We start from the raw sequence: 21,191 nt of genomic DNA on the forward strand, positions 1-21,191 counted from the left end.
CTGCGCGGCCGTACGCAGGCTGCGCCAGCGGCTACATCGCCCGCGGCGCCCACGAACCTGTAGCCGCTGCCGAGCGACAGCGAGGCTGCGTCCGGTTGCGCAGCGAGCGCCAGCCCAGGCGATGGCGATCAGGAAAGGTGCGTTTGTAACGGATTTGTTTTGTCGACCGGGTACTTTCTGTCCGACTGATGGCTTTTTGCTTACTTTGTGAGTGCGTTCCTACGCGCAATCAGTACAATTGCGAATTTTTACCGCCGGGTATGGAAGCTTCCGGCTCACGGCCACGAGACGTCCATGCTCATCGGTACCTATTCTTCCGCACTGGTTCTGATTTCCCTGTTTGTGGCGATTCTCGCCTCCTATACCGCGCTCGACATGACCGGCCGCATCGCCACCGCCCAGGGCCGTGCGGCGATGTGGTGGATGGTCGGCGGCGCCCTGGCCATGGGCATCGGCGTGTGGTCGATGCACTTTATCGGCATGCTCGCCTTCCGCCTGCCGATCGACCTGGGCTACGACGTCGGCATTACCGCCTTGTCGCTGCTGATCTCCGTGCTGTCCTGCGGTTTCGCCCTGTGGCTGGTGAGTCAGCCGAGCCTGCCGGCCTGGCAACTGGGGTTCGGCGCGCTGATCATGGGCTCCGGGATCAGCGCCATGCATTACACCGGCATGGCGGCGATGCGCATGCAGCCGGGTATCGACTATGACCCGAGCCTGTTCGGCGCCTCGCTGCTGATTGCCGTCGGCGCTTCGGCCGCGGCGCTGTGGATCGCCTTCCGCCTGCGTCACAACACCCCCTATGTCCGTTTGGCCCGCTGCGGAGCGGCGGTGGTGATGGGCATCGCCATTGTCGGCATGCACTACACCGGCATGGCCGCGGCGCGTTTCGCCGACGGCAGTTTCTGCGGCGCGGCGGTGGATGGGCTGAGCGGCAAGGGCCTGGACAACCTGGTGTTGATCACCACCTTGGCAGTGCTGGTCATCGCCTTGCTGACCTCGGTGCTCGACGCGCGGCTGGAAGCGCGCACCGCGGTGCTCGCCGAATCGCTGACCGTGGCCAACCGCGAGCTGACCCAACTGGCGCTGCACGACACCCTGACCGGACTGCCGAACCGCACGCTGCTGGCCGACCGGATCGACCAGGCGATGCAGCGGGTCACCGAGCAGGGCGGCTGTTTCGCGCTGATGTTCATCGACCTGGACGGCTTCAAGCCGGTCAACGACGCCTTCGGCCATCACATGGGCGACCAGTTGCTGCGCGAAGTGGCGGTGCGCCTGCGCGAAGACCTGCGCAGCCAGGACACCCTGGCGCGGATCGGCGGCGACGAGTTCGTGCTGCTGGTGCAACTGAGCGAGCCGGACGACGCCTTGCGCCTGGCCGCGCGCCAGGTCGGCCTGATCGCGCAGTCGTTCCGGGTCGCCGAGCACGCCTTGCAGATCTCCGCCAGCGTCGGCATCGCGGTCTACCCGGGCAACGGCCTGACGCCCCAGGAACTCTTGATGAACGCCGACGCGGCGATGTACCACGCCAAGGGCACCGGCAAGAACGGCTACAGCTTCTTCGACGCCTCGATGAACAGCGACGCGCGCCGCCAGCTGCAACTGTTGCAGGATCTGCGCAACGCCGTCGAACACGGCCAGTTCAAGCTGTATTACCAACCCAAGTTCGACGCCGCCAACGGCATGCCGGTGGGGGCCGAAGCCTTGCTGCGCTGGGACCACCCGCAGCTGGGGCTGCTGTTGCCGGACAAGTTCATCGAGCTGGCGGAAAAGACCGGGCTGATCATTCCCATCGGCGAATGGGTGCTCAACGAGGCATGCCGGCAGATGCGCGAGTGGTACAGCGAGGGTTACCAGGGCTGGCGGATCGCGGTGAACATCTCCGCGTTGCAGTTCTGTCATGCCGGGCTGGTCGACAGCGTGGCCAAGGCGCTGGCCCAGCATCGCTTGCCGGCCAACAGCCTGACCCTGGAGATCACCGAGACCACGGCCATGAGCGACGCCGACGCGAGCATGACCGTGCTCAGGCAACTGGCGGACATGGGCGTGGACCTGTCCATCGACGATTTCGGCACCGGCTATTCGAGCCTGATGTACCTCAAGCGCCTGCCGGCCAACGAACTGAAGATCGACCGCGGTTTCGTCCGCGACCTGGAGCACGACAGCGACGACGCGGCGATCGTCTCGGCCATCGTCGCCCTGGGCCAGGCCCTGGGCCTGCGCATCGTCGCCGAGGGTGTGGAAACCGACGTGCAGCAGAGCTTCCTGACCCAGCTGGGCTGCGACTCGCTGCAAGGCTATTTCCTCGGCCACCCGTTGCCGGCCACGCGTTTCATGCAAAGCATCCACCAGGCCGAACGCCAGCCCCTGTAGTCGCGGCCGAGCCTGCGAGGCTGCGCTCGGTCGTGTCGCGACCGCAAAACCTGAACGCGCGATCTGCCTGAACAAACGCGGTAATTGGCCTGGCGGATGCTTCGCGACCGGCGAGCAGCCACGGGGCGGATGCCCCGCCGGTGGAGGTTTGCAACGCTGGCCGCAGGGTGTTTAATGGCTCGCGTTCAACGATCAGCGAGGGAGTCGGCAGCATGGAAAAAGTCATCCTCATCACCGGTGGCGGGCGCGGTATCGGCGCGGCCACCGCGCTGCTGGCCGCGCAACAGGGCTACCGGATCTGCATCAACTACCAGGCCGACGAGCAGGCGGCCTTCAAGGTGCTGGAGCAGGTGCGCGAGCTGGGCGCCCAGGCGATTGCGGTGCGCGCCGATGTGAGCATCGAGGACGAAGTGATCGGCCTGTTCCAGCGGGTCGATGCCGAACTGGGGCGGGTCACCGCGCTGGTCAACAACGCCGGGACCGTCGCGCAGAAGTCGCGGCTCGACGAAATGTCCGAATTCCGCATCCTGAAAATCATCAAGACCAACGTGCTCGGGCCGATCCTCTGCGCCAAGCACGCGGTGCTGCGCATGTCGCCCAGGCACGGCGGGCAGGGCGGCAGCATCGTCAACGTGTCGTCGGTCGCGGCGCGCCTGGGTTCGCCCGGCGAGTACGTCGATTACGCCGCCTCCAAGGGCGCGCTGGACACCTTCACTATCGGCCTGTCCAAGGAAGTCGCCGGCGAAGGCATCCGCGTCAATGGCGTGCGCCCGGGCTATATCTACACCGATTTCCACGCCCTGAGCGGCGACGCCGACCGCGTCAGCAAGCTCGAATCCGCGATCCCCATGGGCCGCGGCGGCCGCCCGGACGAAGTGGCGGAGGCGATTATCTGGCTGCTGTCGGACAAGGCCTCGTATTCCACCGGGACCTTTATCGATCTGGGCGGCGGGCGCTAGGCCGCCAACCCTGAGTCCGCGATCTGTCTGGATAACCGCATCAGCCGATCTTGCGACCGCTGCGCGGCCGATCGCAGCCTGCGGCAGCGGCTACATTGATCGTGGCGTGCGCGGTTTCTGTAGCCGCTGTCGAGCCTGCGAGGCTGCGTCCGGGCGCGCAGCGGCCGCCAACCCTGAGTCCACGATCTGTCTGGATAACCGCGTCAGCCGATCTTGCGACCGCTGCGCGGCCGATCGCAGCCTGTGGCAGCGGCGACGGGGCGTGTGGCGTTAGAACGAGCGCACGATCCGCCCTAACGTCTCCATGGCCTTTTCCGCTGCTTCGCTCCACGGGCTGCCGTAGTTCAGGCGGATGCAGTTACGAAAGCGCTGGGTCGGCGAGAAGATCGGCCCCGGGGCGATGCTGATGCCCTGGGCCAGGGCCATCTGGAACAGTTTCAACGAGTCCATCTGCGCCGGCAGTTCCAGCCACAGGAAGTAGCCGCCGGCCGGCTGGCTGACCCGGGTCTGCGCCGGGAAGTAACGGGCGATGGCCGCGAGCATGGCGCTCTGCTGTTCTTCCAGGGCGTAGCGCAGCTTGCGCAGGTGGCGGTCGTAGCCGCCGTGTTGCAGGTAGTCGGCGATGGCGGCCTGGGCCGGCATCGAGGCGCACAGCGAGGTCATCAGTTTCAGCCGCTCGATTTTCTGCGCGTAGCGCCCGGCAGCCACCCAGCCGATGCGGTAGCCCGGCGCCAGGCTCTTGGCGAACGAGCCGCAGTGCATCACCAGGCCCTCGGTGTCGAAAGCCTTGGCCGGTTTCGGCGCCTGCTGGCCGTAGTACAGCTCGGCGTAGACGTCGTCCTCGATCAACGGCACCTGGTGCGTGCGCAGCAGTTCCACCAGTTCCTGCTTCTTCGCCTCGGGCATGGTCGCGCCCATGGGATTCTGGAAGCTGGTCATGCACCAGCAAGCCTTGATCGGATGCCGCTCCAGGGTCTGCGCCAGCACCCCGAGGTCGATGCCGTCCCGCGGGTGCACGGGGATTTCCACCGCCTTGAGTTTCAGCCGCTCCAGCACTTGCAGGCTGGCGTAGAAGGCCGGTGCCTCGATGGCCACCAGGTCGCCCGGTTCGGTCACCGCTTGCAGGCACAGGTTCAGCGCTTCCAGGGCGCCGTTGGTGATCAGCAGTTCTTCCATGGGCAGCATCAGCCCGCCGACCATGTAGCGCAGGGCGATCTGCCGGCGCAGTTGCGGGTTGCCCGGCGACATGTCGGTGACCACCACGCGCGGGTCCATCTCGCGGCTGGCGCTGGCCAGGGAGCGCGACAGGCGTTGCAGGGGGAACAGGGTCGGGCTGGGGAAGGCCGAGCCGAAGGGCACGGTGGTCGGGTCCTTGATCGAGTCCAGCACCGAGAACACCAGTTCGCTGACGTCGACTTCGGTGGACTCGTTGACCTGGCTGCTGATCACCGGCTCCGAGAACGGGCTCGGCGCATGGGTGTTGACGAAGTAGCCGGAACGCGGCCGGGCGCGGATCAGGCCGCGGCGTTCCAGCAGGTAATAGGCCTGGAACACCGTGGACGGGCTGACCCCGTAGGTCTGGCTGGCGTAACGCACCGACGGCACGCGCTGGCCAGGGCCGAGCACCCCGGAGCGGATCAGTTCTGCGATGTCGTCGGCGAATTTTTCGTAGCGTTTCATGGGCGACTCGGTCTGGATTTTGCGGTGTCTGGGCGTTTTATCGCGAGCAAGCTCGCTCCTACAAGGACAGGTGCGGACCTGTAGGAGCGAGCTTGCTCGCGATCGGCCGCGAAGCGGCGCCCAGTCTAAGGGATCAACGGTTCAACGGGGCAACGAAACGGCTCTTGGCCACGCTGTAGACCCCGGGCTCGTCGCTGTCGATCACCTTGAACGACAGCTCCTGGGAACTGCTTTGCGGCTTGTCGGCGAGCATCGCCACCGACACCGGCAGGTCGACGATTTCCCCCGGGGCCAGGCTGATCTGGTCCTTGCCTTGCAACTGGAAGCCGTCGCCGTCCACCAGTTGCAGGCGGTAATCCTGGCGCTGCTGGGTCTTGTTGATGATCTTCAGGCTGTAGATGTTCTCGATCTGGCCCAGGGCGTTCTCGCGGAACAGGCCGCGGTCCTTGCTGACGTCCAGCGAGACCATCGGCCGCTCCACCAGCGCCAGGGCCAGGGCGCCGATCATCACCAGCAGCACGGCGCTGTAGCCCACCAGGCGCGGGCGCAGCAGGTGGGTCTTGCCGCCCTGCAACTGGTGCTCGGAGGTATAGCTGATCAGGCCGCGGGCATAGCCCATCTTGTCCATGATCGAATCGCAGGCGTCGATGCACGCGGCGCAACCGATGCATTCCATCTGCAGGCCGTCGCGGATGTCGATGCCGGTCGGGCAGACCTGCACGCACAGCTGGCAGTCGATGCAGTCGCCGAGGCCGATGTCGGTGGGTTTCACGCCGCGTTTGCGCGGGCCGCGGATTTCGCCGCGGGCCGGGTCGTAGGAGATGGTCAGGGTGTCCTTGTCGAACATCACGCTCTGGAACCGCGCATACGGGCACATGTGCATGCACACCGCCTCGCGCAGCCAGCCGGCGTTGAGGTAGGTGGCGCCGGCGAAGAACAGCACCCAGAACAGGCTCACGCCGCCCAGTTGCAGGGTCAGCAGCTCTTCGGCCAGCGGCCGGATCGGGGTGAAGTAGCCGACGAAGGTCAGCCCGGTGAGCAGGCTGATGGCCAGCCACAGGGTGTGCTTGGCCGAGCGGCGGATCAGCTTGTTCAAGCTCCAGGGCGCAGCTTGGAGCTTGATGCGCTGGTTGCGCTCGCCCTCGGTGAGCTTCTCGCACCACATGAACAGCCAGGTCCAGGAACTTTGCGGGCAGGTGTAGCCGCACCAGACGCGGCCGGCGAACACGGTGATGGCGAACAGGCCGAAGGCGCAGATGATCAGCAGGCCCGAGAGCAGGATGAAATCCTGCGGCCAGAAGGTCGCGCCGAAGATATGGAATTTACTTTCCGCCAGGTCCCAGAGCACCGCCTGGCGGCCGCCCCAGTTCAACCACACGGTGCCGAAGAACAGCAGGAACAGGAAACCCGCGCCGCTCATGCGCAAGGTGCGGAACAAGCCGGTGAAGCTGCGGGTGTGGATCAGGTTGTCGCTGGATTTGGCCTTCGTCTTTGGGCGCGCAGGCTCGAATGTTTCTACTAATCGGACGGGGATTCTTTCGCTCATGGTCGTTCGCTCATCAGCCTCCATCAGGCCGATGAACTATGCCCAGCGATCTGTTTGCATAACAGACTCAGGTATTGCAATAAAAAGCAGATCAGATGTGTAGTTGGCGGCGCCCTGCGACAACTTGCCATACCCGGCCGAACCCCCGTCAGCAGGCGGCGGGAGCCTCTGGCACAGGCGTGTGCGGGGCGCCGTGACGCAGATCAGTCAAATCACCGAATCACTGAGGGTGGGCCCAGGTGACGTCGGCCGTCGGCAGCGCCTGCTACGGTCGATGCCTCGGCTTCTGCCGCGGTGATGCCGGGCGGCCACCACTGGCGCCGGGTCGCCGGGCGGATCGACCCTGGGCGGCGGAGCGCTTTCCGGCGGTTCCTGTTCGGGCACCGGCTGGGGTTGGGGTTGGGGTTGGGGCTCGGGCGGCGGCAAGGTCGGGTGGTCGATGTTCGGATCGGGGGTTTGCGCCGGGATCGGAATATTCATCGTTATGGCCTCCTTTGTGCTTGGCTTTGTCCCTGAGTGGACCGTCGACGCGGCGATTTGATTCCCCTGCGCGAGGCCAGGCAAATCCGCCTGAACTTTCCCGGCGTCGGCGTCTCGGAACCTAAGTGTCGTGTCGATCCGCAAGCACCGGCGCGGCGCTGCGACAGACCAGCTACAGAGCGTCCATGGGGCGTAAAGGGGTGAGGCTCGATGACTGCCGAAAAACCGACCGAACTGCACGACCATCCGCACATGCATGCGCACATGCCGCTGTCGCAGGCCTTGCTGTTGCCACGGATCGCCATCGAAAACACCCGGCCGCAGATCGACGGCGGGCGTTTCGCGGTCAAGGCGGTGGCGGGGCAAGTGGTGCGGGTCAGCAGCAAGGTGTTCGCCGACGGCCACGACGTGCTGGCGGTACGCATCCGTTGGCGCGCCGACGCCGATGCCGACAGCCGCTGGCACAGGGCAACCATGGAGGACCTGGGCAACGACGGCTGGGGCGGCCATTTCAGCGTCGCCGGCCAGGGCCGCTACCGGTATTGCATCGAAGCCTGGGTCGATCAGTTCGCCAGCTTCTGCTACGAGCTGCGCAAGAAGCACCAGGCCGGCGTGGCGGTCAGCCTCGAATTGCAGGAGGGCCGCAACCAGGTGCAACAGGCCGCCGAGCGCAGCGACGGGCCGCTGCGCGAGCAACTGCTGGCGCTGCACCAGGAGCTGGCGACGCTGTTGGAAACCGAGCAGGTGGCCTTGTTCCTCGATCCGCGCAGCGCGCGGCTGATGGCCGAGGCCGACCACCGTCCCTACCTGAGCCTGAGCCCGGAATACCCGCTGGACGTGGAGCGCGAACGCGCGCAGTTCGCCAGCTGGTATGAGCTGTTTCCCCGCTCGATCACCGACGATCCCGCCCGCCACGGCACCTTCGACGCTGTCCATTCGCGCCTGGCGACGATCCGCGACATGGGCTTCGACGTGCTCTATTTTCCGCCGATCCACCCCATTGGCCGGCGCTTTCGCAAGGGCCGCAACAATTCCCTGACCGCCGGTCCCGACGAGCCAGGCAGCCCGTACGCGATCGGCAGCGAGGAGGGCGGCCACGAGGCGATCCACCCGCAGCTCGGCAGCCGCGACGACTTCCGGCGCCTGGTGGCGGCGGCGGCCGAACATGGCCTGGAGATCGCCCTGGATTTCGCCATCCAGTGTTCCCAGGACCACCCCTGGCTCACGCAGCATCCGGGCTGGTTCAACTGGCGCCCGGACGGCAGCATCAAATACGCCGAGAACCCGCCGAAGAAATACCAGGACATCGTCAACGTCGACTTCTATGCCGCGGACGCCATCCCCGGCCTGTGGCTGGAGCTGCGCGACATCGTGGTCGGCTGGGTCGAGGAGGGGGTGAAGATCTTTCGCGTCGACAACCCCCACACCAAGCCGCTGCCGTTCTGGCAATGGCTGATCGCCGATGTGCGCGCGCAGTACCCGGAGACGATCTTCCTCGCCGAAGCCTTCACCACGCCGGCGATGATGGCGCGCCTGGGCAAGGTCGGTTACTCCCAGAGCTACACCTACTTCACCTGGCGCAACACCAAGAGCGAGCTGGCGAGCTACCTCACCGAGCTGAACCAGTCGCCGTGGCGCGAGTGCTTCCGGCCGAACTTCTTCGTCAATACGCCGGATATCAACCCGTTCTTCCTGCACGAGTCGGGCCGCCCGGGGTTTCTCATCCGCGCCGCCCTGGCGACCATGGGCTCGGGCCTGTGGGGCATGTATTCGGGGTTCGAGCTGTGCGAGGCGGCGCCGATCCCGGGCAAGGAGGAGTACCTGGATTCGGAGAAATACCAGCTGCGCCCGCGGGACTTCGAGGCCCCCGGCAACATCATCGCCGAGATCGCCCAGCTCAACCGCATCCGCCGGCAGAACCCGGCGCTGCACACACACCTGGGCCTGCAGCTGTACAACGCGTGGAACGACAACATCCTGTATTTCGGCAAGCGCACCGCCGACCGCGGCAACTTCATCCTGGTGGCGGTCAGCCTCGACCCGTTCAACGCCCAGGAAGCGCATTTCGAGCTGCCGCTGTGGGAGCTGGGCCTGCCCGACGACGCCCAGACCCAGGGCGAGGACTTGATGAACGGCCATCGCTGGACCTGGTACGGCAAGGTCCAGTTCATGCGGATCGAACCCTGGCGGCAGCCGTTCGGTATCTGGCGCCTCAGCGTTATCTGATTCGATCCTTCGCCGTCTCGACAGCGGCGGCAGGTGGAGCGTGATCGATGTAGCCGCTGCCGCAGGCTGCGATCGGCCCGGAACGGGACGTGCTCTTGAGGCCCTTGAAGGCCCTGCGGGCCTTGTCGCAGCCTCGCGGGCTCGGCAGCGGCTACAGGGGCGCGAACCATTGAATTTTTCAGGAGCATGCAATGGCGAAGAAAACCCGCTCGGCGACCTTTATCAAGGACCCGCTCTGGTACAAGGACGCGGTGATCTACCAGGTTCACGTCAAATCCTATTTCGACTCCAACAACGACGGGATCGGCGATTTTCCCGGGCTGATAGCCAAGCTCGACTACATCGCCGAACTGGGGGTGAACACCCTCTGGCTGCTGCCGTTCTATCCCTCTCCGCGCCGCGACGACGGTTACGACATCGCCGAATACCGCGGCGTCAGCCCCGACTACGGGACCCTGGCCGATGCCCGCCGGTTTATCGCCGAGGCCCACAAGCGGGGGCTGCGGGTGATCACCGAGCTGGTCATCAACCACACCTCGGACCAGCACCCCTGGTTCCAGCGGGCGCGCAAGGCCAAGGCTGGCTCCAAGGCGCGGGACTTCTATGTGTGGTCCGACGACGACCAGAAATACCCCGGCACGCGGATCATCTTTCTCGACACCGAGAAGTCCAACTGGACCTGGGACCCGGTGGCCGGCCAGTACTTCTGGCACCGCTTCTATTCCCACCAGCCGGACCTCAACTTCGACAACCCGCAGGTGCTGGAGGCGGTGCTGTCGGTGATGCGCTACTGGCTGGACATGGGCATCGACGGCCTGCGCCTGGACGCCATTCCCTACCTGATCGAGCGCGACGGCACGAATAACGAGAACCTGCCCGAGACCCACGACGTGCTCAAGCGCATCCGCGCCGAGATCGACGCCCACTACCCGGACCGCATGCTGCTGGCCGAGGCCAACCAATGGCCGGAAGACACGCAACTCTATTTTGGCGATGTGAAGGGCGACGACGGCGACGAATGCCACATGGCCTTCCACTTCCCGCTGATGCCGCGCATGTACATGGCCCTGGCCCAGGAAGACCGCTTCCCGATCACCGACATTTTGCGCCAGACCCCGGAGATCCCCGCCAATTGCCAGTGGGCGATCTTCCTGCGCAACCACGACGAGCTGACCCTGGAGATGGTCACCGACCGCGAGCGCGACTACCTGTGGAACTACTACGCCGCCGACCGCCGCGCGCGGATCAACCTGGGGATCCGCCGGCGCCTGGCGCCGCTGATGGAGCGCGACCGCCGCCGTGTCGAGCTGCTCAACAGCCTGCTGCTGTCGATGCCCGGCACGCCGACCCTGTATTACGGCGACGAGATCGGCATGGGCGACAACATCTACCTGGGCGACCGCGACGGTGTGCGCACGCCGATGCAGTGGTCCATCGACCGCAACGGCGGTTTCTCCCGGGCCGACCCGGCGAGCCTGGTCTTGCCGCCGATCATGGACCCGCTGTACGGCTATCAGTCGGTGAACGTCGAGACCCAGTCCGGCGATCCCCATTCGTTGCTCAACTGGACCCGACGCATGCTGGCGATCCGCAAGCAGTCCAAGGCCTTCGGCCGCGGCAGCCTGAAGATGCTGGCGCCGAGCAACCGGCGGATCCTGGCCTACACCCGCGAATACACCGGGGCGGACGGCAAGCACGAAATCATCCTCTGCGTGGCCAACGTCTCGCGCAGTGCCCAGGCGGCGGAGCTGGACCTCTCGGCGTTCGCCGGCATGGTCCCGGTGGAGATGCTCGGCGGCAACGCCTTCCCGCCGATCGGCCAGTTGCATTTCCTCCTGACCCTGGCGCCCTACGGTTTCTACTGGTTCGTCCTGGCGGCGGAAAACCAGATGCCGAGCTGGCACGTGGAGCCGGCCCAGAGCCTGCCGGACTTCACCACCCTGGTGCTGAAAAAGCGCCTCGAAGAATTGCTCGATGCACCGTCGCGCACCACATTGGAGCAGAGCGCGCTGCCGACCTGGCTGCCCAAGCGCCGTTGGTTCGCCGGCAAGGACAGCGCCATCGAGCAGGTGCAGATCGCCTACGGCGTGCGTTTCGGCGACCCGCAGCACCCGGTGCTGCTCAGCGAGCTGGAGGTCACCGGCGGCGGCCGGAGCGGGCGTTACCAGCTGCCGTTCGGCCTGCTCGGCGAAGAGCAGATCGGCGCCGCCTTGCCCCAGCAACTGGCCCTGGCCCGGGTCCGCCGCGGCCGTCAAGTCGGGTTGATCACCGATGCCTTTGCCCTGGAAAGCTTCGTGCGCAACGTGCTGCAGGCGCTCCTGGCGCAGACCCGGCTGCCTTGCGCCGACGGCGAGATCCGTTTTGAGGGCAGCGAACAGCTGGCGGCGCTGGGGCTGGGCAGCGACGCCGAAGTGCGTTACCTGTCCGCGGAACAATCAAATAGTTCGGTGGTGATCGGCACCAGCCTGGTGCTCAAGCTGATCCGCAAGGTGGCCAGCGGGGTGCACCCGGAACTGGAAATGGGCGCCTACCTGACCGCCGCCGGTTTCCAGTACATATCGCCGTTGCTCGGTTCGGTGGTGCGCCGCGACGGGCAGGGCGAGGACAACCTGCTGCTGATCGCCCAGGGCTACCTGAGCAACCAGGGCGATGCCTGGGAGTGGACCCAGAACAATCTGGAGCGGGCGATCCGCGACGAACTGGCCGATGCCATGTCCGAACAGGACCAGCACTACAATGCCCTGGGCGAGCTGCGCGACTTCGCCGGCCTGCTCGGCCAGCGCCTGGGGGAGATGCACGAGATCCTCGCCGCGCCCACCGCCAATCCGGACTTCCGCGCGCAGCCAAGCACCGCCAGGGATGCCCAGGCCTGGGCCAGACAGATCGGCGCGCAACTGGAACGGGCCTTGCACTTGCTCAACGAACATCGGGCCCAACTGACGGCCGAGGAGCAGCAGCGCGTGGCGGCATGGAGCCAGCACAAGAAGGCGATCCTGGCGCATGTCCAGGCGCTGGCCAAGCGCGCGGTCGGCGGCCTGCGCATGCGCGTGCACGGCGACCTGCACCTGGGCCAGGTGCTGGTGATCAAGGGCGATGCCTACCTCATCGACTTCGAGGGCGAGCCGGCGCGGCCGTTGTCCGAGCGGCGGGGCAAGCACAGCCCGTACAAGGATGTCAGCGGCGTGCTGCGTTCCTTCGACTATGCGGCGGCGCTGGCGGTCAGCGGGCCGAACGTCGATGGCTCGGCCCAGGCCCTGGCCGCCCGGCAACGAGTCGCCGAGCGGTATCTGGGGGACGCCCGCGAGGCGTTTGTGCAGGCGTATCGGCTGGCGACGGCTAGTCTTGCTCATGCCTGGCAGGACCCGGCCGGCGAGGACGCGGCCCTGGCCTTGTTCAGCCTGGAGAAGGCCGCCTATGAAGTGGCGTATGAGGCGCAAAATCGTCCGGCCTGGCTAGCGGTGCCGTTGCGGGGCTTGCACGGGTTGTTGAGTGGCGTTGAACCCTTTTCCGATACACGCGGTGGTGGAGAGCAGTCATGAGTTTCTCGAACAAGGAACAGGGTGAAGTCCGGCAGGCCATGCCCGCCGCCAAGGAAATCGAGGCGCTGCTGCGCGCCGAACACCAGGACCCCTTTGCCGTGCTCGGCCCCCATGGCGACGGTGCCGGCGGCCAGTTCGTCCGCGCCTTCCTGCCGGGCGCCTTGAGTGTGCAGGTGCTGGCCCGCGACAGCGGGGAGGTGCTGGGCAGCCTGAACGGCACCGAGGTGCCGGGGTTGTTCGTCGGGCACTTCGCCCCGGCCCAGGCCTATCTGTTGCGCACGCAATGGGCCGGCGGCGAGCAGATCGGCGAAGACCCCTATAGTTTCGGCCCGTTGCTGGGGGAGATGGATTTGTACCTGTTCGCCGAGGGCAACCATCGCGACCTCGGCGCCTGCCTCGGCGCGCAGTTGCACAGGGTGGACGGCGTCGCCGGGGTGCGTTTCGCGGTCTGGGCGCCGAACGCGCGACGGGTCTCGGTGGTCGGCGACTTCAACGTCTGGGACGGGCGCCGGCACCCGATGCGCCTGCGCCATCCGACCGGAGTCTGGGAGCTGTTCATTCCGCGCCTGGGTCCGGGCGAAGCCTATAAATACGAAATCCTCGGCGCCCATGGCATCCTGCCGCTGAAGGCCGACCCGATGGCGCTGGCCACCCAGTTGCCGCCGGACACCGCCTCGAAAGTCGCCGCGCCGCTGGCCATCGACTGGCAGGACCAGGAGTGGATGCAGGCCCGCGGCGAGCGCCAGCGGGTGGATGCGCCGCTGGCCATCTACGAGCTGCACGCCGGCTCCTGGCAGTGCGAGGTGGACGACCTGGGCGACGTGGCGCGCCAGTACGACTGGCACGAGCTGGCCGAACGGCTGATTCCCTATGTGCAAGAGCTGGGCTTCAGCCATATCGAGCTGATGCCGATCATGGAGCACCCCTTCGGCGGTTCCTGGGGCTACCAGCCGCTGTCGCAATTCGCCCCGAGCGCCCGTTACGGCAGCGCCGACGACTTCGCGGCCTTCGTCAACGCCTGCCACCGGGCGGGCATCGGCGTGATTCTCGACTGGGTGCCGGCGCATTTTCCCACCGACGCCCACGGCCTGGCGCAGTTCGACGGTACGGCCCTGTATGAATACGGCAACCCGCTGGAAGGGTTCCACCAGGACTGGGACACCCTGATCTACAACCTGGGGCGCACCGAGGTCCACGGTTTCATGCTGGCGTCGGCGCTGCACTGGCTCAAGCATTTCCATGTCGACGGCTTGCGGGTGGATGCCGTGGCCTCGATGCTCTATCGCGACTATTCGCGCAATGCCGGGGAGTGGGTGCCCAACCGCCATGGCGGGCGCGAGAACCTCGAGGCCATCGATTTCTTGCGCCACCTCAACGACGTGGTGGCGCTCGAGGCGCCGGGCGCGCTGGTGATCGCTGAGGAGTCCACGGCCTGGCCCGGGGTCAGCCAGGGCACCCAGCAGGGCGGCCTGGGCTTTGCCTACAAATGGAACATGGGCTGGATGCACGACTCGCTGCACTACATCCAGCAGGACCCGGTGTACCGCGCCCACCACCACAACGAGTTGAGCTTCGGCCTGGTCTACGCCTGGTCCGAGCGCTTCATCCTGCCGATCTCCCACGACGAAGTGGTGCACGGCAAGCATTCGTTGATCGACAAGATGCCCGGCGATCGCTGGCAGAAGTTCGCCAACCTGCGGGCCTACCTGAGTTTCATGTGGGCGCACCCGGGCAAGAAGCTGCTGTTCATGGGCTGCGAGTTCGGCCAGTGGCGCGAGTGGAACCACGACCAGCAACTGGACTGGTACCTGCTGCAATACCCCGAGCACCGCGGCGTGCAGAAGCTGGTGGGCGACCTCAACCGGCTGTACCGCGAGCATCCGGCGCTGCACGACCAGGACGACGTGCCCCAGGGGTTCCAGTGGCTGATCGGCGACGACGCGATCAACAGCGTCTACGCCTGGCTGCGCTGGAGCAAGGACGGCAAGCCGCTGCTGGTGGTGGCCAACTTCACCCCGGTGCCGCGCCAGGCCTACCGGGTCGGCGTGCCGTTCGCCGGGCGCTGGAGCGAATTGATCAACAGCGACGCCGCCACCTACGCCGGTTCCAACTACGGCAACGGCGGCGGGGCGTTCACCGAAGACCAGCCGAGCCATGGCCAGGCCCTGTCGCTGGCGTTGAACCTGCCGCCGTTGGCGGTGTTGATCCTGCAGCCCGAGGGTTGATGCGGCTGGCCGCTGCCGGCAGCGGATCGCGAGCAAGCTCGCTCCTACAAGGGTTGCGCCGGCCCCTGTAGGAGCGAGCTTGCTCGCGATGCCATCCGCCCAGACACCACAAACGGTCGCTGAAAATCCAATCCCTGTAGCCGCTGCCGCAGGCTGCGCACGGCCCGGAACGGGGCGCGCCCTTGAGCCTTTGAAGGCCCTGCGGGCCTTACCGCAACCGGGCGGGTCTTGAGGGCTTTACCAGCGCATCCGCACCCCCAGGCTGCCGATCAGTCCGTTGAGGTCGTTGTCGTCGACGTCGCTGCTGTAGTCGGCGCTGACGTACAGGCTGACCGTGGGGGTGAGCCGGGCAACCAGGCCCAGGCCGACTTCGACGGTGGAGGATTTGCGGCTGCTGCTGATCTTGTCGACCTTGTCCAGGGTCAGGACGTCGCCGCTGTACACCGTGTGCCACAAGCTGGTGCGCAGATAGGGCTCCAGCGAGCGCCCGGCGACTTCGTAACTGCCTTGCAGGCGGGCGCCGACCCGGCCGCTCCACGAGTTCAGGTTGCCGGCGGAACTGTTGCCGCTGCCGGCGTTCGGGTTGTCCAGGCTCAGGCGCTGGTTGATCAATTGCGCCTGGGGTTCGACCACCCAGTTGTCGCTGATGCCGATGGGAATCCCGCCTTGCACCGAGAGGGTCACCGCGCTGCCCTCGGCGGCCTGGCGCTGGCCCTGCTCGGTGCGGCTGAAGCCGCTGACCCGGGCGCCGCTGGCCGACAGGTCGACGTGCCAGCCCTGGGCGCCGGTCAGGCTCCAGAACGCGCCGAGGCTTTGGCCCTGGACGTTGAAGCTGTCGTTGCGCGGGTCGCTGAAGCCGCCGAGAATCCCCTGGCTATTGGCCTGGAACTGGCTCTGGCCGCCCAACAGGCCGATGCGCTGGGTTTGCCCGCCGCTGCTTTCCAGGGTGTAGAGCACCGGGCCTGCGGGCCGGTCGTTGAAGCCGCCGGCAAAACGCGAACCCAGGTAGCCGACTTCGATCGGCTGCGCCACGGGCCCGTGGACCGGGTCCCAGGCTTGCGGGCTGCCGCTGGCCAGGCCCAGGCTGTTGCGTGCGAAAGGGGCCAGGGGCGCGCCGCTCACGGGCGCGGGAAAGCCACTCAGGGTCAGGTCCTGGCGATACCAGGGCTGGGCCTGGTCGTCGGCCGAGGCCGCTTTTACCTCCATGGAAGAGCACAGCAACAGCGAGGCCGAAGCCGTGCACAGAATGAATTTGATCTCTTGTGGGGTGAGTGAAGTTTTCATGGAGGTCTACCTTGCAATCGCATGCCATATCTCGCTGTGGCGTCTCTCCTACCCCGAATGAGGGGCGACCGAGTTCGTTGAGGCAAGGCCCGGCGACCCGCTGTGCAGCAGGTATTTCGAGGCTTGCCCCGGGCTGTGTTTCCGGGGGTAGTACGTTCTAGCTAAGGAGACGCGCACGCCTGCGTCAAGAAAATGACCGACAAATGGCATGGTTAATTCAGGCGGTGTAACTGTCTGAAAAAGCGCGATTATCTAAGTGATTGTTTATGCGGAAAATCGCCGGAAACGCGCATTTTCGGTAGTCGGCTACCGACTCGCCGGGGCCCGGGCCAATTGTCGAATCCGCGTCCGGCCAGGGTTCAGATATGCACTTGCACCGCCAGCGGCAGGTGGTCGGAGAGGTGAGGCCAGGGCTTGTGCCCGAGGACCTGCGGCGCATGGCTGCTGGCGTTGCGCAGGTAGATGCGGTCCAGGCGCAGCAACGGCCAGCGGGCCGGGTAGGTCTTGGCCGGGTGGCCCAGGTGGCGCTCGAAGGCTTCGTGCAGGTCGTCGCGCCGGGCGAGGGTGGCGTTGCCGTGCAACTGCCAGTCGTTGAAGTCGCCGGCGATGATCACCGGCGCCTGGGCCGGCAACGACTCCAGCAACTGGCACAACAGCGCCAACTGCAACTGGCGGTGGCTTTCCAGCAGGCTCAGGTGCACGCAGATGGCGTGGACTTCGGCATGTCCTGGCACGTCCAGCACGCAATGCAGCAGCCCGCGGCGTTCCGGGCCGGTGATCGAGACATCGAGGGTGCGGTACTGGCGGATCGGGTATTTCGACAGCAGGGCGTTGCCGTGGTGGCCGTCGGGGTAGACCGCGTTGCGCCCGTAGGCGTAGTCGCTCCACAGGCTGTCGGCGAGAAATTCGTATTGCGACGGCTGCGGCCCGTTGTTGTAGCGGTTGGTGGGGCGGTCGTGTTCGCCCAGCACTTCCTGGAGAAACACCAGGTCGGCCTGGGTACTGCGCACCGCGTCGCGCAGCTCCGGGAGGATGAAGCGGCGGTTCAGGGCGGTGAAACCCTTGTGGGTGTTGACGGTCAGGATGCGCAGGCGACGGATCGCCGGGGTCTCGTCTGCCGGAGCCGGCGGGACGGGGCGCCTGGTTGAATCGGTGCTCACGCTCACTCCTCGTCATCAGGGCGGTTATGCAGGCGACTGACGCTGTGTCGGTCAGTTCAGGGTTTTTCCCCGGCGGCGCGCGCCGGGGCGGGGTTACATGAAAATGATCTCGTAGGACTGGCGCAGCCGCTCCAGCACGATCGGCGTCAGCGTCGGGGCCAGGCCGATGCCCGGGTCGCCCTGCAATTGGCTGGCATAGGCGTGTGCCGCGTGGCGCTTGCGGGCCACGGTCCAGGTGTCGAGGCGCAATTTGCGCGCGCGGTGCCAGGGCAACTGGTGTTCGTCGCGCGCTGGCCAGTGCCAGGCCCAGACCGGCACCTCGTGGAACGCCACGCCCACCCGCGCCGCGGCCTTGGCGCTGGCGCGGCCGACGGCGTCGTGATCGTCGTTGCCGTCCTCGCGCCAGGTGCTGAACACCACGTCGTCGGGGCGCAGGTAGCGGCCGATGAACTGGCTCAGCTGGTGTTCGCGGTCCTGCAGCGCATTGTCGGCGAACCCGCCGCGAATCCACTTCAGGCTGTGCAGGGGCAAACCCAGGCGGCGCAGGGCCTCGACGCTCTCCTGAGGGCGAAACACGCTCAGGCGTCGCTCCGACCACAGGTCGGAACCGGGGTGGCTGGCGCTGCCGTCGGTGACGGAAATCAGTTGCAGCGGGTGGCCGTGATGGGCCAGCACCTGCAGCAAGCCGCCGCAGGTCAGCACTTCGTCGCCGGGGTGCGGGGCGATGACCACCGCGCGCGCGCCGGCGGGCACCAGGCTGGCGATGTTGATGGGCGGTACGTCGGGTAGCTGGCGGGAGCCGTTCCAGATCTGCTCCGGCCAGGTGTCGCTCAGGGGTATGGGTCTCATGGGTGTCACATCCTTGTTCCGGGGCAGTCGGCGCGCGGCGATGAACCGGGCCCGCTTGGCTTCGCACCCGGTGTCGGTCCGGGTGCCGGCGCTCCATACCTTGGATTGCCGTCTTGCAAGAGCGTTCAATCATACACAGCCGTTGGTCGCCATCGCAGGGGCCAACGGTTTTTTTCTGACGGTGCCGCTCAAGTGCTCAAGATAGCGGGGAATCGCCCCTGGGCACCATCGTACAGATGTCCGATGTGCGGTCTGTCACAAGACTCGGCGCCCGGGCGGATGGCCGGCAGCCTGTTCAGTCGTCCGCAGGTTGCAACTCGAACAGCCGCAGCGAGCGGCCGGTCACCGAGTAGCCGTGGCCGAACGCGAAGCGTTCCTGGCCTTTGACCGCGGGCTGGTGGGTGTCGAGCAGGCACGTCCAGAAGCCGCCGTCGGGCACCGCCGGCAGGCTGAAATTGACAATGTCGTGGTGGGCGTTGACCACCAGCAGCAGGGTCGCGTCGGCGCCGGGGCGGCGGATCCCGGTTTCCTGGGCGCGGCCGTCGAGCAGCATGCCCAGGCAGCGGCCGTGGCTGTCCTGCCATTGCTCGATGCTCATCTCGCTGGCGTCGGGGGCGAGCCAGGTGACGTCCTTGACCCCGATGTCCTCGTTGTAATTGCCCACCAGGAAGCGTCCGCGGCGCAGGATCGGGTAGGCCATGCGCAGCTTGACCAGGCGCTTGACGAACCCGAGCAGGGCTTTGCCGTCCTCGTCGAGGTCCCAGTTGACCCAACCGATCTCGCTGTCCTGGCAATAGGCGTTGTTGTTGCCGTGCTGGGTGCGGGCGAACTCGTCGCCGGCGACGATCATCGGCGTGCCCTGGGCCAGCAGCAGGGTGGCGAAGAAATTGCGCATCTGGCGCAGGCGCAAGGCGTTGATCTGCGGGTCGTCCGTGGGGCCTTCGACGCCGTGGTTCCACGACAGGTTGTTGTTGCTGCCGTCCTGGTTGTTCTCGTCATTGGCCTCGTTGTGCTTGTCGTTGTACGACACCAGGTCGTGCAGGGTGAAGCCGTCGTGGGCAGTGACGAAATTGACCGAAGTGCAGGGCCTGCGGCCGCGCTGGTTGAACAGCTCGCCGGAGGCGGTCATGCGCGCGGCGAAGTCGGCGAGCTGGCCGTCGTCGCCTTTCCAGAAGGCCCGCACGGTGTCGCGGAACTTGTCGTTCCATTCCATCCAGCCCGGCGGGAAGCCGCCCACCTGATAACCGCCGGGGCCAATGTCCCAGGGTTCGGCGATCAGCTTGACCTGGCGCAGCACCGGGTCCTGGCGGCAGGCGACCAGGAAGCTGTGGCGTTCGTCGAAACCGTCGTGGTAACGCCCGAGAATGGTCGCCAGGTCGAAGCGGAAACCGTCCACGTGCATTTCCGTGGCCCAGTAGCGCAGCGAGTCGGTGACCATCTGCAACACGCATGGGTGGCTCAGGTCGAGGGTGTTGCCGGTGCCCGAGTCGTTGATGTAGAAGCGTTTGTCGTCGGGCATCAGGCGGTAGTAGGAGGCGTTGTCGATGCCGCGCATGGACAGGGTCGGGCCCTGCTCGTTGCCCTCGGCGGTGTGGTTGTAGACCACGTCGAGCAGCACTTCGAGCCCGGCCTCATGCAGGTGCGCGACCATTTCCTTGAACTCGGCGATCTTGCCGCTGGCCAGGTAGCGCGGGTCGGGGGCGAAGAAGGCGATGCTGTTGTAGCCCCAGTAATTGGTCATGCCCTTGTGCAGCAGGTGCTGGTCGTTGACGAAGGCGTGGATCGGCAGCAGCTCCACCGACGACACCCCGAGCGCGCGGATATGCTCCAGCACGTCGTCGACCATCAGCCCGGCGAAGGTGCCGCGCACGCTCTCCGGCACGGCCGGATGGCGCATGGTGAAACCGCGCACGTGAGTCTCATAAATGATCGTTTTGTCCCAGGGCACGCCGACCCGCTGGTCGTGGCCCCAGGTGTGCGCCGGGTCGATCACCTTGCATTTGGGCACGAAGGGCGCGCTGTCGCGCTCGTCGAAACTCAGGTCGGCGTCGGGGTGCCCGATGGTGTAGCCGAACAGCGCCTCGGACCACTTCAGCTCGCCGACCAACTGCTTGGCGTAGGGGTCGATCAGCAGCTTGTGGGGGTTGAAGCGATGGCCGTTGGCCGGGTCGTAAGGGCCGTACACGCGGTAGCCGTAGATCAGCCCCGGGTGGGCGTCGGGCAGGTAGCCGTGGAAGATTTCGTCGGTGTATTCCGGTAGCTCGATGCGTTCCAGCTCAACGTCGCCTGTGGCGTCGAACAGGCACAGCTCGACCTTGGTGGCGTTGGCCGAGAACAGCGCGAAGTTGACCCCCAGGCCGTCCCAGGTGGCTCCGAGCGGGAAGGGCAGGCCCTCGCGGATGCGTGTGGCTTCAGTCGCGGGCGGGGTCTTCGGCGTGGCGGCGGTGGGCGTGGTCATAAAGGCTCCTGCCTGGGCGGCGGATCAAAGGGGCGAACGGGCACCTTGTGGCGCTCGCGCGCCACACCCATGGGCGGTCGGTCGGCGACGCAGGCGCGCGCCTGGTCGAACGAGGGCCTCAGCTGGCAGGCGGCTTGCGCGGCGCCCGCGGTTTTTTCGCGGCGCCGGCTTTTTCTCCGGGAGGCACCACGGGCGCCGCGGCGGCGGGTTTGGCGACCTTGGGTTTGGCCGCCGGCTTAGGCTTGGGCGGGCTGGCCCGGGTCGCCCGCGGCGGTTTGCTCGGGGCCAGGGCCTCGGCTTCGGCCAGCTTGCGGGCCATTTCCCAATGGCGGTGTTCCTGGCCCTCGGGCTTGCCTTCCGATTCCCAGATTTGATAGGCGAACTCACGAATGCGTTTGTCGTCGGTACTCAT

At 66.4% G+C, this 21,191-nt stretch carries 13 protein-coding genes; 5 read left to right on the forward strand and 8 right to left on the reverse strand.

What is annotated here, in order from left to right; all coding sequences use genetic code 11:
- Nucleotides 1-294 precede the first annotated feature (294 nt).
- Nucleotides 295-2,373: a putative bifunctional diguanylate cyclase/phosphodiesterase gene (locus BTN82_RS13540; RefSeq protein WP_075119617.1), complete on the forward strand. Its 2,079-nt coding sequence runs from the start codon at nucleotides 295-297 to the stop codon at nucleotides 2,371-2,373.
- 212 nt (nucleotides 2,374-2,585) lie between these two features.
- Complete coding sequence (locus tag BTN82_RS13545) at nucleotides 2,586-3,332, forward strand: SDR family oxidoreductase (RefSeq protein WP_075119618.1); 747 nt, start codon at nucleotides 2,586-2,588, stop codon at nucleotides 3,330-3,332.
- Nucleotides 3,333-3,602: 270 nt separating this feature from the next.
- Here the strand turns inward: BTN82_RS13545 and mapR are convergent, their stop codons facing one another.
- The 3 genes from mapR to BTN82_RS13560 form a co-directional block, all read right to left on the reverse strand.
- Complete coding sequence (mapR, locus tag BTN82_RS13550) at nucleotides 3,603-5,012, reverse strand: GntR family transcriptional regulator MpaR (protein WP_075119619.1); 1,410 nt, start codon at nucleotides 5,010-5,012, stop codon at nucleotides 3,603-3,605.
- A 133-nt stretch (nucleotides 5,013-5,145) separates the two neighbouring features.
- Nucleotides 5,146-6,558, reverse strand: coding sequence for a cytochrome c oxidase accessory protein CcoG (gene ccoG / locus BTN82_RS13555; protein WP_075119620.1), 1,413 nt, complete (start codon nucleotides 6,556-6,558; stop codon nucleotides 5,146-5,148).
- 207 nt (nucleotides 6,559-6,765) lie between these two features.
- Nucleotides 6,766-7,038: a hypothetical protein gene (locus BTN82_RS13560; RefSeq protein WP_075119621.1), complete on the reverse strand. Its 273-nt coding sequence runs from the start codon at nucleotides 7,036-7,038 to the stop codon at nucleotides 6,766-6,768.
- Nucleotides 7,039-7,248: 210 nt separating this feature from the next.
- On the opposite strand from BTN82_RS13560, the gene BTN82_RS13565 reads away from it, so the two are divergent.
- The 3 genes from BTN82_RS13565 to glgB all read left to right on the forward strand — a co-directional run bounded on the left by BTN82_RS13565 (nucleotide 7,249) and on the right by glgB (nucleotide 15,028).
- Nucleotides 7,249-9,264, forward strand: a complete 2,016-nt coding sequence (locus BTN82_RS13565; RefSeq protein ID WP_075119622.1) for an alpha-1,4-glucan--maltose-1-phosphate maltosyltransferase — start codon at nucleotides 7,249-7,251, stop codon at nucleotides 9,262-9,264.
- Nucleotides 9,265-9,455: 191 nt separating this feature from the next.
- A complete protein-coding gene (gene treS / locus BTN82_RS13570) occupies nucleotides 9,456-12,803 on the forward strand; it encodes a maltose alpha-D-glucosyltransferase (protein WP_075119623.1) in 3,348 nt (1,115 codons plus the stop codon).
- Nucleotides 12,800-15,028: a 1,4-alpha-glucan branching protein GlgB gene (gene glgB, locus BTN82_RS13575; protein ID WP_075119624.1), complete on the forward strand. Its 2,229-nt coding sequence runs from the start codon at nucleotides 12,800-12,802 to the stop codon at nucleotides 15,026-15,028. Before treS ends, glgB begins: the two co-directional genes overlap by 4 nt.
- A 237-nt stretch (nucleotides 15,029-15,265) precedes the next feature.
- Here the strand turns inward: glgB and BTN82_RS13580 are convergent, their stop codons facing one another.
- The 5 genes from BTN82_RS13580 to BTN82_RS13600 all read right to left on the reverse strand — a co-directional run bounded on the left by BTN82_RS13580 (nucleotide 15,266) and on the right by BTN82_RS13600 (nucleotide 21,191).
- Nucleotides 15,266-16,312 carry an autotransporter outer membrane beta-barrel domain-containing protein gene (locus BTN82_RS13580; protein ID WP_075119625.1) on the reverse strand — a complete coding sequence of 349 codons (1,047 nt, stop codon included), beginning with the start codon at nucleotides 16,310-16,312 and terminating at the stop codon, nucleotides 15,266-15,268.
- 359 nt (nucleotides 16,313-16,671) lie between these two features.
- On the reverse strand, nucleotides 16,672-17,472 hold the full coding sequence (locus BTN82_RS13585) for an endonuclease/exonuclease/phosphatase family protein (RefSeq protein WP_075119626.1): 801 nt from the start codon (nucleotides 17,470-17,472) through the stop codon (nucleotides 16,672-16,674).
- Between the two features lie 93 nt (nucleotides 17,473-17,565).
- On the reverse strand, nucleotides 17,566-18,321 hold the full coding sequence (locus BTN82_RS13590; RefSeq protein WP_075119627.1) for a PIG-L deacetylase family protein: 756 nt from the start codon (nucleotides 18,319-18,321) through the stop codon (nucleotides 17,566-17,568).
- 295 nt (nucleotides 18,322-18,616) lie between these two features.
- Complete coding sequence (gene glgX, locus BTN82_RS13595) at nucleotides 18,617-20,779, reverse strand: glycogen debranching protein GlgX (protein WP_075119628.1); 2,163 nt, start codon at nucleotides 20,777-20,779, stop codon at nucleotides 18,617-18,619.
- Between the two features lie 118 nt (nucleotides 20,780-20,897).
- The gene (locus tag BTN82_RS13600; protein WP_075119629.1) at nucleotides 20,898-21,191 is read right to left on the reverse strand and encodes a DUF2934 domain-containing protein; all 294 of its coding nucleotides are present in this window, start codon (nucleotides 21,189-21,191) and stop codon (nucleotides 20,898-20,900) included.

It is taken from the genome of Pseudomonas chlororaphis (genome assembly GCF_001921865.1).
Classification (GTDB): domain Bacteria; phylum Pseudomonadota; class Gammaproteobacteria; order Pseudomonadales; family Pseudomonadaceae; genus Aquipseudomonas; species Aquipseudomonas chlororaphis_D.

What these genes read in the sequence shown, in the direction of transcription:
- BTN82_RS13540 (WP_075119617.1), top strand. Translation starts at nt 295, where the DNA reads ATGCTCATCGGTACCTATTCTTCCGCACTGGTTCTGATTTCCCTGTTT.
- BTN82_RS13545 (WP_075119618.1), top strand. Translation starts at nt 2,586, where the DNA reads ATGGAAAAAGTCATCCTCATCACCGGTGGCGGGCGCGGTATCGGCGCG.
- mapR (WP_075119619.1), bottom strand. Translation starts at nt 5,012, where the DNA reads ATGAAACGCTACGAAAAATTCGCCGACGACATCGCAGAACTGATCCGC.
- ccoG (WP_075119620.1), bottom strand. Translation starts at nt 6,558, where the DNA reads ATGAGCGAAAGAATCCCCGTCCGATTAGTAGAAACATTCGAGCCTGCG.
- BTN82_RS13560 (WP_075119621.1), bottom strand. Translation starts at nt 7,038, where the DNA reads ATGAATATTCCGATCCCGGCGCAAACCCCCGATCCGAACATCGACCAC.
- BTN82_RS13565 (WP_075119622.1), top strand. Translation starts at nt 7,249, where the DNA reads ATGACTGCCGAAAAACCGACCGAACTGCACGACCATCCGCACATGCAT.
- treS (WP_075119623.1), top strand. Translation starts at nt 9,456, where the DNA reads ATGGCGAAGAAAACCCGCTCGGCGACCTTTATCAAGGACCCGCTCTGG.
- glgB (WP_075119624.1), top strand. Translation starts at nt 12,800, where the DNA reads ATGAGTTTCTCGAACAAGGAACAGGGTGAAGTCCGGCAGGCCATGCCC.
- BTN82_RS13580 (WP_075119625.1), bottom strand. Translation starts at nt 16,312, where the DNA reads ATGAAAACTTCACTCACCCCACAAGAGATCAAATTCATTCTGTGCACG.
- BTN82_RS13590 (WP_075119627.1), bottom strand. Translation starts at nt 18,321, where the DNA reads ATGAGACCCATACCCCTGAGCGACACCTGGCCGGAGCAGATCTGGAAC.
- glgX (WP_075119628.1), bottom strand. Translation starts at nt 20,779, where the DNA reads ATGACCACGCCCACCGCCGCCACGCCGAAGACCCCGCCCGCGACTGAA.
- BTN82_RS13600 (WP_075119629.1), bottom strand. Translation starts at nt 21,191, where the DNA reads ATGAGTACCGACGACAAACGCATTCGTGAGTTCGCCTATCAAATCTGG.